The organism is Longimicrobium sp., assembly GCF_035474595.1.
Lineage (GTDB): Bacteria > Gemmatimonadota > Gemmatimonadetes > Longimicrobiales > Longimicrobiaceae > Longimicrobium.
In genome coordinates this window covers 54,511-71,596 of sequence record NZ_DATIND010000061.1, presented here as the reverse complement: position 1 = coordinate 71,596, position 17,086 = coordinate 54,511, and the positions used below count along the sequence as shown (strand labels likewise).

Annotated in this window: 13 protein-coding genes; 5 read left to right on the top strand and 8 right to left on the bottom strand. The window is 71.1% G+C overall.

The window, feature by feature from the left end; all coding sequences use genetic code 11:
• The 3 genes from VLK66_RS10835 to VLK66_RS10825 all read left to right on the top strand — a co-directional run.
• The coding region (locus VLK66_RS10835; protein WP_325309427.1) for a sodium:solute symporter family transporter at positions 1-701 on the top strand (701 nt) is incomplete at its 5' end.
• 182 nt (positions 702-883) lie between these two features.
• A complete protein-coding gene (locus VLK66_RS10830; protein WP_325309426.1) occupies positions 884-1,177 on the top strand; it encodes a hypothetical protein in 294 nt (97 codons plus the stop codon).
• Positions 1,178-1,632: 455 nt separating this feature from the next.
• Positions 1,633-4,320, top strand: a complete 2,688-nt coding sequence (locus tag VLK66_RS10825) for an MGH1-like glycoside hydrolase domain-containing protein (protein ID WP_325309425.1) — start codon at positions 1,633-1,635, stop codon at positions 4,318-4,320.
• 341 nt (positions 4,321-4,661) lie between these two features.
• Here the strand turns inward: VLK66_RS10825 and VLK66_RS10820 are convergent, their stop codons facing one another.
• The 4 genes from VLK66_RS10820 to VLK66_RS10805 all read right to left on the bottom strand — a co-directional run bounded on the left by VLK66_RS10820 (position 4,662) and on the right by VLK66_RS10805 (position 8,961).
• Entirely contained in the window at positions 4,662-5,741 is a 1,080-nt protein-coding gene (locus VLK66_RS10820; protein ID WP_325309424.1) for a Gfo/Idh/MocA family oxidoreductase, read from the bottom strand.
• Between the two features lie 88 nt (positions 5,742-5,829).
• Positions 5,830-6,441, bottom strand: a complete 612-nt coding sequence (locus tag VLK66_RS10815) for a hypothetical protein (RefSeq protein WP_325309423.1) — start codon at positions 6,439-6,441, stop codon at positions 5,830-5,832.
• Positions 6,438-8,603, bottom strand: a complete 2,166-nt coding sequence (locus tag VLK66_RS10810) for a protein-arginine deiminase family protein (RefSeq protein ID WP_325309422.1) — start codon at positions 8,601-8,603, stop codon at positions 6,438-6,440. Before VLK66_RS10810 ends, VLK66_RS10815 begins: the two co-directional genes overlap by 4 nt.
• 1 nt (position 8,604) lies before the next feature.
• Positions 8,605-8,961 (bottom strand): hypothetical protein, encoded by a 357-nt coding sequence (locus VLK66_RS10805; protein ID WP_325309421.1) that lies wholly within the window; start codon positions 8,959-8,961, stop codon positions 8,605-8,607.
• Positions 8,962-9,462: 501 nt separating this feature from the next.
• Between VLK66_RS10805 and VLK66_RS10800 the strand changes: the two genes are divergently transcribed.
• On the top strand, positions 9,463-9,822 hold the full coding sequence (locus VLK66_RS10800; RefSeq protein ID WP_325309420.1) for a hypothetical protein: 360 nt from the start codon (positions 9,463-9,465) through the stop codon (positions 9,820-9,822).
• An 80-nt stretch (positions 9,823-9,902) separates the two neighbouring features.
• Positions 9,903-10,991, top strand: a complete 1,089-nt coding sequence (locus VLK66_RS10795) for an ATP-dependent 6-phosphofructokinase (protein ID WP_349260499.1) — start codon at positions 9,903-9,905, stop codon at positions 10,989-10,991.
• Positions 10,992-11,270: 279 nt separating this feature from the next.
• Here VLK66_RS10795 and VLK66_RS10790 read toward each other — a convergent pair whose 3' ends face one another.
• From VLK66_RS10790 to VLK66_RS10775, 4 genes are all read right to left on the bottom strand, one after another.
• A complete protein-coding gene (locus VLK66_RS10790) occupies positions 11,271-11,435 on the bottom strand; it encodes a hypothetical protein (RefSeq protein ID WP_325309418.1) in 165 nt (54 codons plus the stop codon).
• Between the two features lie 217 nt (positions 11,436-11,652).
• Positions 11,653-13,491, bottom strand: a complete 1,839-nt coding sequence (gene treA / locus VLK66_RS10785) for an alpha,alpha-trehalase TreA (RefSeq protein ID WP_325309417.1) — start codon at positions 13,489-13,491, stop codon at positions 11,653-11,655.
• Positions 13,492-13,505: 14 nt separating this feature from the next.
• Positions 13,506-14,936 (bottom strand): MFS transporter, encoded by a 1,431-nt coding sequence (locus VLK66_RS10780; protein WP_325309416.1) that lies wholly within the window; start codon positions 14,934-14,936, stop codon positions 13,506-13,508.
• 375 nt (positions 14,937-15,311) lie between these two features.
• Positions 15,312-16,937: an alpha-amylase family glycosyl hydrolase gene (locus VLK66_RS10775; protein ID WP_325309415.1), complete on the bottom strand. Its 1,626-nt coding sequence runs from the start codon at positions 16,935-16,937 to the stop codon at positions 15,312-15,314.
• Positions 16,938-17,086: the final 149 nt, after the last annotated feature.

Here is a 17,086-nt window from a genome sequence, read left to right as displayed (position 1 = left end):
TGGGCCACTACTTTCCCCCCGGCCTGCTGGGACTGGGACTGACGGCCCTGATGGCGTCGTTCATGAGCGGCATGGCGGGCAACGTGACGGCGTTCAACACCGTGTGGACGTACGACATCTACCAGGCGTACATCAGGAAAGGCGCGAGCGACGCCCACTACCTGTGGATGGGGCGGATGGCCACGGTGTTCGGGATCGCGCTGTCGGTGGCCACGGCCTATGCGACGACGCAGTTCAACAACATCATGGACATGCTGCAGCTGGTGTTCGCGTTCGTGAACGCCCCGCTGTTCGCCACCTTCCTGCTGGGGATGTTCTGGAAGCGCACCACCGGCCACGGCGCCTTCACCGGGCTGCTGGCGGGGACGATGGCCGCGGCGGTGCACCACGGGCTGACGCTGCCCGCGGGCGCGGTGGCGGGGACGATCAAGGGGGGATGGCTGGGGTCGGTGGTGAACACCTATCCGAGCGAGATGGCGCAGAACTTCTGGACGGCCATCTTCGCGTGGACCACCTGCATGGTGGTGACGATCCTGGTGAGCCTGGTGACGAAGCCGCGGCCGGACGAGGAGCTGCGCGGCCTGGTCTACTCGCTGACCGACAAGGTGGTGGACCGGCACGAGCCGTGGTACCGGCGTCCGTCGATCCTGGCCCTGGTGGTGCTGGGGATGACGCTGGCGCTGAATCTGATTTTCTTCTAAGGAACGGAAGTCCTAAGTCCCAAGTCCTTAAGTGCTAAGTGAAACAGCAGCTCAGGACTCAGGACTCAGGACTCAGGACTTAGGACTTAGGACTTAGGACTTAGGACTTAGGACTTAGGACTTAGGACTTAGGACTTAGGACTTAGGACTTAGGACTTGTTCTCCTCTGACTCCGCGCTGCCATGAACCTCGACATCCGTCTCCCCATCGGCGGGCTGTTCACCCTGCTGGGGCTGGTGCTTACCGGCTACGGGCTGCTGGGGCCCGGCGACGTCTACCAGCGCTCGCTGGGGCACAACATCAACCTGTCGTGGGGATTGGTGGTGCTGGCGTTCGGCGCCTGGTTCCTGTTCATGGGCCGCAAGGGCTCCAGCGGCGTCACCCCCGCCGAGGACGAGCCCGCCGGCCGCGCCACCGAGGCGCGCGAGCACGCGCTGGGCCTGGAGTACGAGGACCGGCGCCCGCGCGGGCACTGACCGACGGCGGGAAAGGCGAATAAATTCGCGGCAACAACGGCACAAAGTCCCTTCGGGACTGCAGCCTCGGCATCGGTGCGGTGAGCCGGAGCCATCGGAGAATTTCTCTCCGCTGGCTCCGTTTGCGTCAGTGGGGGACTGGATAGAGGCGACGTACGGCCGGTGGAAGTCCCCGATCGTCCCCCGCCCGAAGACGTCATCCTGAGGCCGGCCACGCCGCAACCCGTCGCTGCGCAAAACTTTGCAGGCCGAAGGATCTATCCTCGTCCAGCACGTCAGCCTGCCCAAGCGCGCCGAGGCACGGGGTGCGAATCCCGGATGGACGTGCTGTGCCGGCTATGGATCCTTCGGCCTGCAAGCTCTGGTGGGAGAATGGGTTGGGTGTGGGCGGCCTCAGGATGACGTCCATGGGGCGCGATCAGGATTCGAAAGATTGTTTTTCTGGAAGGCGACGCATGAAAAAGTGGATTCGGGGGATGGGGCTCGGTGCTGCCGCGGTTGCCGCGCTGGCGGGAACGGCCTCGGCACAGGCGACGTTGTACCGCTCGGACGCGTTCACCGTGACCGACACGTCGGTGCGGCAGGGGCGGTTCGAGGCGGTGGCGCTCTCGCGCGACACCATCGTCTCCACCTATCCGCGGTCGGGGCGCGAGATGCAGTTCCGCTTCAGCATCGACGGGCAGGACAACGAGTTCCGGCCGGGGACGCAGCACACCGTCTACATCCGCCCCACCGGCGGCCGCATCGTCTCGCCCGTCTACGTGTTCGGCGAGGAGTCGCCGCCGGAAGACCCGACGCCGGAAGCGTACGCCACCAGCGAGGAGGGCACGGCGCAGGTGACGATCCGGCTGGACATGCGCGCGGTGCTGCGCTCCTTCGCCGCCACCGGCGCGTACGACCCGCCCGAAGGGCCGCCCATCACGAGCCGCGACTTCCACCTGTACGTGCTGGGGATGCCGGAGCCGCTGAGCTGGGACGTATCCACGCTCCGCCCCGGCTCGCCCGCGGAACTGACGGACCCGGACGGCGACAGCATCTACGCGGTCACGCTGCCGATCGAGGCGCAGTACACGCGCCCGCGTGACGCCACGGGGAGGGCGATCTGGACGCGGCGGGCGGACGTCTCCGCCTTCCCGCAGCTGCGCTCGCCCGCGCGGCTGGTGGACGCGCTGTACCGGATGTCGCTGGAGGAGCTGACGCAGCTGGTGCGCGAGGACGGGGCGCTCGCCGCGGGCGCCAAGTGGCCGGGGGTGTGGACGCGCGACGTCGCCTTCTCGTCCGTCCTGGCGCTGGCCATCGCCGCGCCGGACGCGGTGCGGCGCAGCCTGCTGGCGAAGTTGGATTCGGCCGGGCGCATCATCCAGGACACGGGGACGGGGGGATCGTGGCCCGTGTCGACGGACCGGATGACGTGGGCGCTGGCCGCATGGGAGCTGTACGCGGTGACGGGGGATCGGGACTGGCTGCGGCGGGCGTACGGCATCATCCGCCGCTCCGCCGAGGCCGACCAGCATGCGATCCTGGACCCCGCCACGGGGCTGGCGATGGGCGAAACCTCGTTCATGGACTGGCGAGAGCAGAGCTACCCGCGCTGGATGGAGCCGCGCGACATCGCCCGCTCGGCGGCGGTGGGGACGAACGTGGTGCACTACGCCACCTACCGCATCCTGGCCGACATGGCGAATGCGCTGGGCGAGCCGCCGGAGCGCTGGGCGCGCGCGGCGGACCGGCTGGGCGGCGCCATCAACGCGGAGCTCTGGCAGCCGGGCCTCGGCTGGTACGCCGAATACCGCTACGGCCGCGCCTTCCCCACGCTCTCGCCGCGTCCGGACGCGCTGGGCGAGGCGCTCGCCGTCATCTACGGCGTGGCGGACCGCGAGCGGGCGGCGCGCGTCACCGCGCGGACGCCGCTGGTGGCGTTCGGCGCGCCGACGTTCTGGCCGTACATCCCCGGCATGACCAAGTACCACAACGGCGCGCTGTGGCCGTTCGTGAACGCGTTCTGGACCTGGGCGGCGGCCCAGGCGGGGAACACGGCGGCCGTCGAGCACGGGCTGGCGTCCATCTACCGGCCGGCGGCGCTCTTCCTGACCAACAAGGAGAACATGGTCGCGCGGACCGGCCACTTCGACGGCACGGTGCTGAACTCCGACCGGCAGCTGTGGAGCGTGGCGGGCAATCTCGCCACGCAGTACCGCGTGCTCTTCGGGATGCGCTTCCGCCCCGACCGCCTGGCGTTCGCTCCGATGGTGCCGCCCGCGTACGCCGGCGAGCGCACGCTCTCGAACCTGCGCTACCGTGGCGCCATCCTCACGGTCACCGTGCGCGGCTCCGGCGACGGCGTCGCATCGATGCGGATCGACGGGCGGCCGGCGGAGCGCGCGGAGTTCCCCGCCACGCTCACCGGCGAGCACACGGTGGAGATCGGGATGAACGGGCGGTGGCCCGCGGGTGCAATCAACCGCGTCGAGAACCGCTCGGCGCCGGAGACGCCGGTGGCGTCGCCGCGCGGCGGGGCGATCGTCTGGACACCGGTCGCGGGCGCGGCGTCGTACACCGTCTACCGCAACGGGCGGGTGATGACGACCACGCGGGCGACGCGGGTGCTGCCGATGGGCACCGATCCGCTCGCGGAGTACCAGGTGATGGCGGTCGATGCGTCGGGCACCGCCTCGTTCCTGAGCGAGCCGGTGCGCGTGGAACGCGCCGGCGCCGTGACGGTCGCGCGGCCGCAGGGGGCGCCGCTGGAGCGCGAGCACGCGGGCTTCACCGGCGCGGGGTACGTGCGCCTGACGCGGACGGCGAACACGACGGTGCAGGTCCCGGCGCGCGTCGCCTGCGCGGCCACGTACGACGTGGACGCGCGCTACGCGAACGGCAACGGCCCGGTGAACACCGATGCGAAGGCTGCCATCCGCACGCTGCTGGTGGACGGCCGCCCCGCCGGGGTGCTGGTGATGCCGCAGCGCGGCGTGAACGCGTGGGAGGATTGGGGATACGGCACGACGGTGCGGCTCGCGCTGACGCCCGGCGCGCACACGTTCACCCTCACCTACACGCCGCTGGACGAGAACATGGATCGGCACGAGAACACGGCGCTGTTCGACCATTTGCGGCTCACAAGGATCGGGGCGTGCCGGTGAGGTGAGCGCGGCGGGGAACGGGAGGCAGGGAATAAGGGACAGGGGATAGGGGCAAGATTCATCGAGGCACCGGGACCGGAGTGGTTCCGGTGCTTTTGTGTGGCCCCGAGGTCACCCGGGAATGAATTCCCAGGCAACAACAGCACAAAGTCCCTTCGGGACTGCGGCCTCGGTATCCTCGCGATGAGTGAAGATCCTCTGCTCCGCGCTGCTGGTGAGGGCGAGTTGGGGAGGGCTCGGCGTGCGGTGAGTTATCGAAAAATTCTTGAGGGAGGATGGTATCGAGGGGCGATGCGGGCGGGGCGTGCTCTCATCCTGATGACGCAGTTGGCGATCTCGTTCTACGAACCGAGGGTGACGACGTGCCGCTCCGCCGCAGATCGTCTGGCGGCTTCGATGATCTTGAGGACGGCGATGGCGTCGGTGGGATCGACGGGGGGCGGGGTGCCGGCGCGGAGGGCGGCGGCGATGGCGGCGTAGTAAGCGGGATAGTTGCCGCGCGCGGTGGGGACGGGCTCCCACTGCTCACCGGCGCCGAGGCGCCCCCAGTGCTCGGGGGGCTCCTCGCCCCAATCGGCGGCGCCGGGTCGGCCGCCGGCGCGGAGGATGGATTCCTGCACGTCGAGGTGGTGCTTCACGTACGCGGCGCGGCTGCCGAGCACGCGGAACCGGCCGTTGTCGTCCGCGGAGACCGAGCTCATCCACAGGTGCGAGCGGACACCGGATGCGTGGGTGAGGTCGACGAAGGCATCGTCATCCACCTCCACGCCCGGACGGCGGCGGTCCAGCTCGGCGTAGACGTGGCGTGCGGGGCCGAAGAGGACGAGCGCCTGGTCGATGAGGTGGCTCCCCAGGTCGTAGAGCACGCCGCCGGCATCGGCTGGGTCGCCGTGCTCGCGCCAGCCCTGCTTGGGCGTCGGGCGCCAGCGCTCGAAGCGCGACTCGAAGCGGTGGACGTCGCCCAGCGCGCCCTCGGCCAGGAGGCGGCGGAGGGTGAGGAAGTCGCCGTCCCAGCGGCGGTTCTGGAAGACGGAGAGGAGGCGGCCCCGCGAGCGTGCTTCGTCGACCAGCGCGCGCGCCTCGGCGGAGGTGGCCGCGAGGGGCTTGTCGACGACCACGGCGAGCCCCGCCTGCAGCGCCGCGCGCGCGAGCGGAACGTGCGTGCGGTTGGGAGACGCGACGACGGCGAGGTCCAGCTCCGCCGCGCGGCTCCACATCTCCTCCGCGGAGGCGAGGATCCGGACGCCGGGATGCTCCTCGCGGGCCTGGCGCGCACGGTCGGCGCTGGAGGTGACGACGAACGCGAGCCGCATCCCCGCCGTCGCGGCGATCAGCGGCGCGTGGAAGGCCGATCCCGCGAGCCCGTAGCCGATCAGCCCGACGCGCAGCGGGTCGTGCGCCGCCGTGTCGCGCCCGGTCATCGCGGGAGACTCCGGCGCGGATCTCCGGCGGGTCCGCCGCCGGACGCCGGTGTCCGTCCGCCACGCCGCGTGGGCCCCGGAGCCCGCATCATCCCTCCTCCACCGCCCGCGGCGCTCGGCGCGCCTGGAAGATCGCCTCGTTCAGCGCGGCGGTTACCGCGCTCCCGGGCTCGAACGCGCCGATCGCGCGCCGCGCGGCGTTGCGCAGCGTGGCGTCGCGCGTGGTGGCCACGACCCGGGCCAGCGCGGGAAGGGTGCGCGGATCGGCGGCGAGCGCCAGGTACTCGGCCACCCCCTCGGCCATCCACCCGGCCCACCCCGGCTCCCTGGCCAGGCGCAGCGCCAGGAACGCGGCGGGGGCGCCGCCGAAGTGGAACCGGAGCTTCTCCGCCACGCGGCCGGGGAGCGGCACCGGGTTGGGCATCTCGCGCTGGTCCTCGCCGATCCCGTGCAGGTAACGCAGCGCGTCGTCGCCCGTGGCCGCGCCGCCGGAAAGGAGCGCGCGGAACACGGCCGCCTGCAGCGGGTCGACCGGGTCTTCCACGCGCGGGGCCGAGTCCAGCCACGCCAGCGCCGCGGCGCCGGCCTCCCGGAACGCGGCCTCGGCGCGAAGGTAGGCGCCGCCGGTGGCCCGGCGGGCGCGCGCGAAGAGCGCGGCCGCCGGCGCGGGGCCGGGCGCACCGAAGGCGGGCCCGCTCATCCGGCGAAGCTCCACCAGCGGGCGCGCGGGTCGTTGGCCAGCCACCCCGCCACGTCGGCCGGCCTGCGCAGCGTGTTGGTGCCGCAGTGGATCTCGCCGTGGTGCTCGTGATACGGCTCCCAGCAGTCGATCCAGAGCGTCCCCAGGCCCGCGTCGACCAGCGCATTCTCCAGCCAGTCCTGGAACAGGTCCACGTTCGAGTCCGGGTCCACCGGCCCGCGCGCCTCGGGAACGATGCACGTGCCGTTGACCACCAGCATGTTCACCATGTCGCCCGAGGTGGCTACCGCCACCGCGTCGCCGATGTCCCACGCCCCGGCTCCTGCACGGTTCCAGTGCTCGTTCTCGGGGTGGAAGATGACGGGCACCTCGATCACGTCGGCGACGCGGTCCAGCCCGATCTCCGCCTCGAGGATGGCGAGCACCTGGTCGATGCGCGCCTGCACCCGCGTGTTCCACGCCCGCAGCGCCGCGCCGGAGAGGTGGTTGGCGGGAAGGCCGTACGGGCTCTCGACGTCGGCCATGAGCGCCACCGCGTTCAGGAACTGGTTCACCGTCATCTCCATCGGCGTGCTGACCCTGCCCGACGACGTCAGCACGCCGACCGTCACCCCGCGCAGCATCACCGCGTCCGGGTTGGCCCCGTCCAGGATCTGGTAGGCGCGGCGCGGGCTGGCGATCAGCGCCTTCCACTTGCGGTGGTCCGGCCCGGCGGCGTACGGCACGAAGGTGATCATCTCGTCCGCGTGCCCCACGCGCAGCCAGCTGGTGTCGATGGCGAAGGGCCGCTGCACCACCTGGGCCCGCAGGAAGGAGAGCACCTGCGGGTCGAAGGGGTGCTCGGCGGTGCCGTGGCCGTAGTAGATCCGGCCCAGGGGGAACACGGTGCCGTCGGCCGCCCGGCAGGGGGGCGTGACCTCCAGGTTTCCCATCCCGTCGAAGTCGGTGCCGCGCCTCTGGTTCGCCGCGGCGAAGTCGCCCACGTAGCCGAAGTCGGCGCCGCGCAGCGTTTCGGGAAAGTCCGCGAGCGCCTGCCCACGCCGGGCGCGCACCACGGCGTCGATCCGCGCGCCCGGCGAGTTGGTGTAGCCGATCTCCATGCAGTCCTGCATCCAGCGGTCGCCCTCGACGGGGTGCATGTGCAGCGCAGGCCCGGCCGCGTCCAGGCAGGCGGCCAGGCGGCCGCGCGCGTCGAGGTTCTCGTCGAACTCGGCCACGTACACGGTTTCGGCCCGGTCGGCGTGCGTGGGCATGATCCAGGGCGCCACGCGCAGCCGCGCGGCCGAGGTGTAGGCGGGGTCGCGGCGCCGGGCCTCGCCGTCTTCGCCGGTGTGCTTGCGCACCTCCAGCGTCACGTCCACCAGGCCGTCGAAGCCGTCCTGCGCGTACGAGACCGCCTCCATCCCGTAGTCCACGGTGCCGTGGCCGCGCAGCGAGCGGCGGTACGCCGCGCCGGTGGCGCTCCCCACCACCTCGTTGGCCGCCGCGCCGGTGGAGTCGAAGATGCGGAAGCGCGCGCGCAGCGCGCCCGGGATGCCGAGCGTCATGTTCCAGCTCTCCGGCGGGTCCTGCGCGCTCCCGTGGGCGCGCACCCGCAGCACCGCCAGCTCCGGCACGTCGGCCGCGCCGTCGACCACGGCGTTGGCGTTGTCGGCGCTTCCCTTGGCGTTGTCGTCGTCGTTGTTGCAGAGCACCACGGCGCCCCGTCCGCCGGCGCCCCAGGTCCACGCCGTGCCGCGGCTGCGCGCGGCGTCGGTCACGCCGTCGCGGTCGGCGTCCACGTGCAGATAGAAGCGCAGCTCCTCGAGGTCGATGGTGGCGGCGGTGTGCTGCCCCTCGCGCACCGTCACCTCCACCTCGGGCGACGGATCGGGCAGGTGCCACAGGCACTGCGCCGACACGCGGTAGGTGCCGGGAAGGATGCGCATCACCCGCGTGGTGCCGTGCTGGTCGGTGTGATCCACCGCGGTCGATCCGTCGCTCGCGGTGACCGTGACCCACGCCACCACCACCGGGGCGTTGGCCTTCACCGGGTCGCGCACCAGGATCTGCAGCGTTCCCATGCCCGCCTGCTGCTGGCAGGGAAGGATCGGTACGGGCGTGAACAGGAAGAACCGCGAGGCCTCGCCCAGCGCGCCCAGGAGCCCCATCAGGCCGTCCATCTCACTCCTCCGGCCGCAGCACGCGGTCGGCCAGCCGGCGCACGGCTTCGCCGGCCAGCTCCTCGACCCGCGCGTCGCCCGTTCCGGGGCCGGCCAGGATCTCGGCCGCCCATGCGTGCTCCGGCCCGTCCTCGAACCCCTCGCCCAGCGCCACGGAAAGGTCCACGTACCGGCAGAGCCCCGCGCGCGACGACACGCCGTACGCGGCGGCCCGCCGGAGCGCGCGCCGGACGAGCGCCCGCAGCGACGCCTCGCCGCAACCCTCCAGCGGCCCGGCAAAGTGCCGGCGCAGGTGCGCCACCAGGTAGTGCTCGAACGCCGCTTCGGCCAGCGCGTCCATCTGTGCGTTGCGGATCACCAGCATGCGCGCGGGGTGGAGCGCGGGGGCGTGTCGGCGCCGCGGCCGCGGCGGTTCGGGGTTTCCGGGCTGGCCGTGGAGTATCGCGGCTCCCGGGCACGCGTGGCAAGCGCACCGCCTCTCGTGGACGACGGCAGGAGCGTGCCGCCCGAAGTGCGACGGGTTTCCGTATCAACTCCAACAAATCACCCGGGAGCCCCGGCATGCGTCCCGAATCTCCATCTTCCGAAGCAGGTTCTCCGCATGTGGATGAATCCTTCTCGCGGGCGGCGGGTACGACCCTGAAACCGCTTGTAAATGAAGCCGTGGAAACGTTTTCATCGCACACCGGGGTGACCGCGGGCGACGCCGGGTCGTCTTTGCCTGGACTTGTGCGGTCGAAGGCGTCGGGCAATTATTGTTAGAGCGGCTTCCAATTGTTCGGCCAGACTGTACACGTCGCATTCCGGCCCGGTGCCGGAGGGCCGCCTCGCCGGCTTGCACACGTAAGGGAGAAGCGCAATGGAGACGCGGTTTCGGACGCCGACGGGTGAGGTGCAGTGGATGCACGCCGCGCCGTACGCGGTGCAGCGGGCGGATTTCGCCGAGCCCGGCGCGGGGCTGCGGGACCTGGTGGGCGCGGTGTTCACCTCGGCCAAGGAGCTGCGGCACCTGGCCGAACAGCTGTTCAGCGAGGAGTTCGTGCCCACGCGTGCCCTTGCCGAGAGCGCGCACTTCGGCGTGTTCGCCGTCGACACGCCGGGCGGACGGGTGATGGTGCACGCCGAGCGCGAGCGCCACTGGCACCCGTTCCGGATCACCCGCGTCGAGGCCTCCCCGGCGGACGACGCCCTGCTCCGCGGGGAGGCGCTGGCCGAGTGATCGCCACGCTGCACGCCCCGCCTCCCGCGCGAGACGCATCTCCCGCCCCTCGCGGCACCCCGGTCCACACCGACGGCTCCCTGAACATCCGCCGGATCGCGATCAACACCGGGGGCGGCGACGCTCCCGGGCTGAACGCCGTGATCCGCGCCGCCACGCTGACGGCGCTGGAGAACGGCTGGGAGGTGCTGGGGATCCGGCGCGGCTACATGGGGCTGCTGCACGACGAGGTCGACGGCGAGCCGGGGATGGTGCCGCTCTCGGCCGAGCGGGTGCGCGGCATCACCCACCTGGGTGGCACCATCCTGGGGACCACCGCGCGCGGCAACCTGTTCGGGCTGGAGGTGCGGCAGTCGGACGGCACGTGGGGCGACCGCGACCCGTCGGCCGACATCATGGGGCGCTTCGCGGAGATGGAGATCGACGCGCTGATCGCCATCGGCGGCGACGGCTCGCTGAAGATCGCGCACCGCCTCTTCCTGAAGGGCCTGCGCGTGGTGGGCGTGCCGAAGACGATCGACAACGACCTGAGCGCCACCGACATGACCTTCGGCTTCCAGACCGCGGTGGACGTCGCGACGGAAGCCATCGGCCGCCTCCACTCCACCGCCGAGGCGCACCAGCGGGTGATGGTGGTGCAGGTGATGGGGCGCCACACCGGGTGGATCGCGCTGGAGAGCGGGCTGGCCGGCGGCGCCGACGTGATCCTCATCCCCGAGATCCCCTTCTCGGCCGAGCGGATCGCGGAGAAGATCATGGAGCGCGACCGGGCCCGCCGCCGCTTCAGCATCGTGGTGATCGCGGAGGGCGCGGTCCCCGCGGGCGGCCTCCCCAGCTTCGTGGAGGGGACCGGGCGCTACGGCGGAATCGGCGACCGGCTGGCGGTGGAGCTCGAGGCGCTGACGGGGAAGGACACGCGCTGCCTGACGCTGGGGCACATCCAGCGCGGCGGCAGCCCGGTGCCGTACGACCGCAACCTGGCGCTGCGCTTCGGCGCGGCGGCGGTGCACGCGGTGGAGCGCGGCAACTTCGGGTGCATGGTGGGGCTGCAGGGGAACCACGTGCGCAGCGTCCCCCTGGGCGACGCCGTCACCGACATCAAGCGCGTTCCCATCGACGACGAGGTGGTGCGCACGGCGCGGCGGATGGGCGTGTCGTTCGGGGATTGATACGGAATCCGGGAATCGGTTCGTGTGTTCTCGCCGCGTCAAGCCGACGTCATCCTGAGGCCGACCACACCGTAACCAGCGTCTAGACGAGAGGTTGCAGGCCGAAGGATCTATCGGCGCCACAGCACGTGATTTGGCTGGATGCGCTGATTCATCCGCCGGATTGGGTATGGTACGAGGGATTCGACCCGCGGCTCGCCCCCGTCGACGGACGAAAACGAAGCAGGGTGGATGGCTCACGTGGCCATCCACCCTGCTTGCGTCATGGGATGCGCGCCGTCAGCAGGCTACGCAGGGACTTCCGGTGTCGACGCAGCTCCCCACGCAGGTGGTGCGGACCGTCCCCCCGCCGTCCACCGCGTTGCCTTCCCCAATCCCGCTGGTCTCCGTGCTCCCGACGGACGCGAACGAGTCCACGACCAGCGCCTCGGGATCCAGCTTCATCTTCCGCATCCGTACGTCTCCGGGGTTCGGGGAGAGGGCACCGGCTCGCCTTGAGCCGGTGTCACGCGTGCGAAAAACCTGGCGGGACGGGTGTGTGAGCGCAAGATGGCGAATCCCGTTGGGATGGCGAATGAATTCGCGGCAACAACAGCACAAAGTCCCTGCGGGAATGCGGCCGCGACATCGGGGCGCGAGAACGCCGGCATCGCGACGAACGCTACCGTTCGCGCCGCGCGCCCGAGCCTGCCTCGCGCCGATGAAGTCCGCGAAGGCGGACTGCGTGCGGTTGTAGCCGCGAGTTCACTCGCATTTTCACGATATCTCCCATCGCACTCGCCACTCCCGTCGCCGTCCCCGCCGTCCCTATCATCCCCGACGTCCGCCGCGCCTCCTGCGCGGAGAGCGCGAGGGCGACGCCGTTGGTCCAGCCGAAGCCGTCCTGGGTGGGGTACTCGCCGCCGCCGGCGGGGCGGGTGATGTCCATCACGTCGTACTTCTCCACCATCCGCCCCGTCGACGACCATGTCTTGCGATTGAGGGCCAGCCAGCGCGCGCGGGCCGTGTCGGCCAGGTCCGCGCGGCCGTAGCGGCGCACGCCCTCCATCCCCATCCACTCCAGCGGCGGCCAGCCGTTCGGCGCGTCCCACTGCTGGCCGGAGCGGACGAGGGTGGTCACGAAGCCGCCCGGCTTCAGGAACTCGCGCTGCAGCCGCGCCGCCACCGCGCGCCCCTGCTCCGGCGTCGCCACGCCGAAGTAGAGCGGCGCCGCGGCGGCCAGCGTGGGCCGGTCGCGCACGCGCTCGCCGGTGCGCCAGCGAACGTCGTAGAAGAATCCATCCGCGATGTCGTACGCGGCGGCGAGGAGCGCGCGGCGCCGCTCCTCCGCCGCGCGGGCGTAGCGCGCCGCCACCTCCGCATCCCCCGCGCGGGCGCGGAAGGCGCGCAGCGCGGCGATCGTGCGCTCCTGGTGGTAGAGCAGAGAATTGAGATCGACCGGCACCAGCTCCGTCGTCTCCAGCGTCCGCAGGTCCGCGGGGTCGCGCATCCAGCGGCTGGAGAAGTCCCACCCGCTCTCCGCCGACGCGCGGACGTTGCGGTAGAAGGCCTCGCGCGCGCCCTCCGGCAGCGTCTGCGCGGTCGTCCAGTCTTCCCGGTACGACTCCGGGCGCGGCTCCGGGCGGTCGTCCCAGTAGCGGTTCAGCAGCGAGCCGTCGCGCATCCGCACCACGCGGCGGTGCGCCTCGCCGGGAGCCAGCCGGTCCGCGCCGTCCATCCAGAACGCGTGCTCGGCCTCCAGCGCGTCCAGCCAGCGCAGCGCCGCCGCGGTGTCGGCGTGCGACGCGTAGAGCGACACCATCGCCGCGAAGAAGGGCGGCTGGCTGCGGCCCAGGTAGTAGGTGCGGTTGCCGTTGGGGATGTGGCCCGTGGTGCGGATGAGGTACGCGAAGTTGTCCAGCATGCTGCGCACCAGGTCCATCCGCCCGCTCTCCACCAGCCCCAGCATGGTGAAGTACGAATCCCAGTAGTACACCTCGCGGAAGCGCCCGCCCGGCACCACGTACGCGTTCGGCAGGGGGATGAGGGACGAGCGCGCGTCCGCCCGGTCCGGCTGGCGGGTCAGCGCCGGCCAGAGGAGGCGGATGTGCTCCTCCATCGACTTCGCGCCGTCGCTCCGCACGTTGGCCGATGCGTCGCGCGGCGCCTCGAACCAGCGGCCGACGAAGGCGCGCAGGTCGAACCCCGCCGAGTCGCGCGCGGCGGCGTAGCGGCGCACGATCTCCGCCGGGGGCGCAAGCGGCCGCGCGTCGACGAATGTCTTGGAATCGGGGAAGACGCGCGCCGTCTGCACGTCGTGGAAGAGCCGCCCGAGCGCGGCCGGCGGATCGTACCGCCCGCCGTCCACGGCGACGGTCGCGCGCGGGGCGACCGTCCCCGCCGATGGCGGTCGCGCAGCCGTGCCGCATCCCCCGATCGCGATCAGCGCCGCGATGCCGAACGCGCGCGCCGCCGGGCCACGCACGAGGCGCGCCGCCGGCGGCGCGGCGGGGAAGGGCATCCCCCTGCTCATCATCAGGAGCGGTCGCGCGGGTCGCGGTTCACCAGCGCGTCGCTCGGCACCGGCTGCGCGGACTCGGCAATGGTGAGGAACTCGTGCTCGTCGGCGTCGATGACGGCCTCCTCGCCTCCCACGGGCTCGCCCACGTCGTGCACCCGCGTCACCAGCGCGGCGGCCACCAGCAGGCAGATGCCGCCGCCCACCACCATGTACAGCGGGGTGTTGGGGTTGTCGGCGCCGAACAGCAGGCGGATGACGCGCTTGAACCCCAGCGAGGCGCAGATCTCGGGGATGACGATGAAGAAGTTGAACACGCCCATGTACACGCCCATCCGCGCCGCCGGCAGCGCCCCGGAAAGGATGGCGTACGGCATGGAGAGGATCGACGCCCACGCGATCCCCACGCCCACCATCGTGAGCAGCAGCAGGTACTGGTTGTGGATGAGCGGAACGCTCAGCAGGCCGATGGCGCCGCACACCAGCGCCAGGGCGTGCGTGGTCTTCCGGCTGCTGGCCGCCGCCAGCTTCGGCAGCGCGAACGCCACGGCGAAGCAGGTGATGGAGTAGATGGCGAAGCCCACGCCGCCCCACTCCGTGCCGCGCGCGTACTGCTCGCTCCCCGCCGAGGTCGCGCCGAACACGTGCCGGGCCACCGACGGCCCGAAGAACATCCACATGCAGAACAGCCCCAGCCAGGTGAAGAACTGCACCACCGCCAGCTGCTTCATGGTGGCGGGCATCTCGCGGATGGACGAGCCGATCTCGCCGAACAGCGTCCCGATCCCGCTCCGCCCCCGCTCCGCGCGGTCCAGGGCGCCCATGTCCTCGGGGGGGAACTCGGTGGTGGTGAACACCGTCCACAGCACGCAGACGATGAACACCACCGCGCCCGCCTGGAACGAGTACTTCACCGTGAGCGGGATCCCGCTGGCGGTGTTCCCGGTGACGCCCATCTGGCGGAGCAGGTACGGAAGCACGTTCGCCAGGCTCTGCCCCACGCCGATGAAGAACGACTGCATCACGAAGCCGGCGGTCCGCTGGCTCACGTCCAGCTTGTCGGCCACGAACGCGCGGAACGGCTCCATCGAGATGTTGATCGAGGCGTCCAGGATCCACAGCAGCCCCGCCGCCATCCACAGCGTGCGCGACGTGGGCATGAAGAACAGGGCGATGGAGGCCAGGATGGCGCCGACCAGGAAGTACGGCCGGCGCCGCCCCAGCGGCCCCCAGGTGCGGTCGCTGAGCGCGCCCACGATCGGCTGCACCAGCAGGCCGGTGAGCGGGGCGGCCAGCCAGAGGATCGGCACGTTGTCGGGCGTGGCGCCCAGCCGCTCGTAGATCGCGGACATGTTCGCGAGCTGCAGCCCCCATCCGAACTGGATGCCGAGGAAGCCGAAGCTCATGTTGAACATCTGCGGGAAGTTGAGACGCGGTCTCCTGGTCACGGCCGGCCCTCGGTTCGGATGGATGTGGAGATGGGGATGCTGGACGACGGCGAAGTCCTGAGTCCTGAGTCCTAAGTCCTAAGTCCTAAGTCCTAAGTCCTAAGTGCTGAGTGCTGAGTGCTGAGTGCTGAGTGCTGAGTCAACACAGCACGCCGATCGAGCAGTTACACCAGATCTGGCAATCACCTGTGCACTGGAAGCACCCAGAGAGACGTCATCCTGAGGCCGGCCACACCGCCGTTATCCCCGCACGAGCGGCTGCAGGCCGAAGGATCCATAGGCAAGGTCGCACGTGCGCTGCCGGATCGCACGATGGCTCCCCCGAATCCGGTATCACCACTTAGGACTTGGCACTTGGGACTTAGCACTTCTTTTCTACCGCCCCACGCGCGTGAGATCGAGCACGTGCACCTCGCCCGGCACCAGGGTGCCGAAGGGGACGTATCCGCTCACCGCACCGGCGCGGCCCACCGTCAGCGGCGTGGCGGAGGCGTGGGTCAGCAGGTCCGTCGGCAGGTAGCGGCCCGGCTGCAGCGCCCCGGCCGCGGCGGCCAGCGTCGCGCCGGAGACCGGCGTCTTCCCCAGGTTGGCGACGACGAGCACGGCGCGGCCGCCATCGCGGCGCAGGTACGCCGCCACGGCGTCGTGCGAGGCAGTCACGGGAATGAGCCTGCCGGCCGCCAGCGCGGGGTTGGCCGCGCGCCCGTGGATCAGGCCGCGGTAGAGATTGAGCAGCGAGCGGGGATCGCGCTCCTCCGCGGCCACGTTCGCGGTGGCCGAATCGGGCTGCAGCGCCTCCCACGGCTTCGCGGTGGTGAAGCCGGCGCCTGGCGCGCCGGTCCACTGCATCGGCGTGCGCAGGCGCTCGTCCGGCTTGTCGCCGCTCATCCCGATCTCCTCGCCGTAGTAGACGAAGGGGATGCCGGGAAGGGTGAGCAGGAGCACCGCCGCCAGCCGCGCCTTCGCCCGGTCGCCGCCGAAGACGGTCATCGTGCGCGTCTGGTCGTGGTTGCGCAGGAACGGCGAGTAGCGCGTGGGCGGAAGCGCCTGCTGCAGGCGGAGATAGCCGGCCAGCAGGTTCTTCGCCGAGCCGCGGTTCACCGCCGCCAGCAGCGAGTCCGACACCTCGAAGGTGAAGTACGACGTCAGCTGGTCGGGGTAGTACTGGAGCATCGCCGCGGTGCTGTCCCACACCTCGCCCACGGTGTAGGCGCCCGGCTTCACGCGGTTCACGTGCGCCGCGTACTCGCGCAGCAGCGCGTGCGTCCCCGGCGAGCCGGAGAGCACGGTGCCTTCCTCGACCAGGTACGGCACGGCGTCCAGGCGGAAGCCGTCGACGCCCATCTCCGTGAGCCAGAAGGTGGCGACCTTCTTCGCCTCCTCGCGCACCGCGGGCGTCTGGTAGTTCAGGTCCGGCATCCCCTCCCAGAACACCCCGTAGAAGTACTCGTCGCGCACGGGCGACTTGCGCCACGCGGGGCCGCCCCACGGCCCGGGCCCCGGCTCGGTGGGCGAGAAGCGGTACCAGCTGCGGTAGGGGGAACTGGGGTCGCGCAGCGCGGCCTGGAACGCCGGGTGCTCGCTGGACGAGTGGTTCAGCACCATGTCCACCAGCACGCGGATGCCGCGGCGGTGCGCCTCGGCCATCAGCCGCTTGAAGTCGTCGTTCGTCCCGTAGTCCGGCTCCACGCGGTAGTAGTTGCTGACGTCGTAGCCGTGGTAGCTGGGACTTTCGGCCACCGGCATCAGCCAGATGCAGTTGGCGCCCAGGTCGCGCTGCGACTGCGGGTTGCCGTCGTTGATGTAGTCCAGCTTCTGGATCAGCCCGTTCAGGTCGCCAATTCCGTCGCCGTTGCTGTCCTGGAAGGAGCGGACGAACACTTCGTAGCAGGTGCCGCCGCGCTCCCACGCCGTGTCGGGCGCGGCCGGCACCTGCGCGGTGGCGGGCACGGCGACCACCAGGGCGGCGATGGAGAGCGAGGCGAGTGCGTTCCGGCGCATGTCGGGTCCTCAGGTGGAGATGGCGCCGCGGGAGATGGGCCCGCGGCGGTTGGTCTGTCTCGCACGGACGTCGGGAGATGCGCCGCCGTCCGCGTCCTTCTCGTATCGATCCCTACGATCGCTGTGCAAACCGTAAAACGCACAGAGAC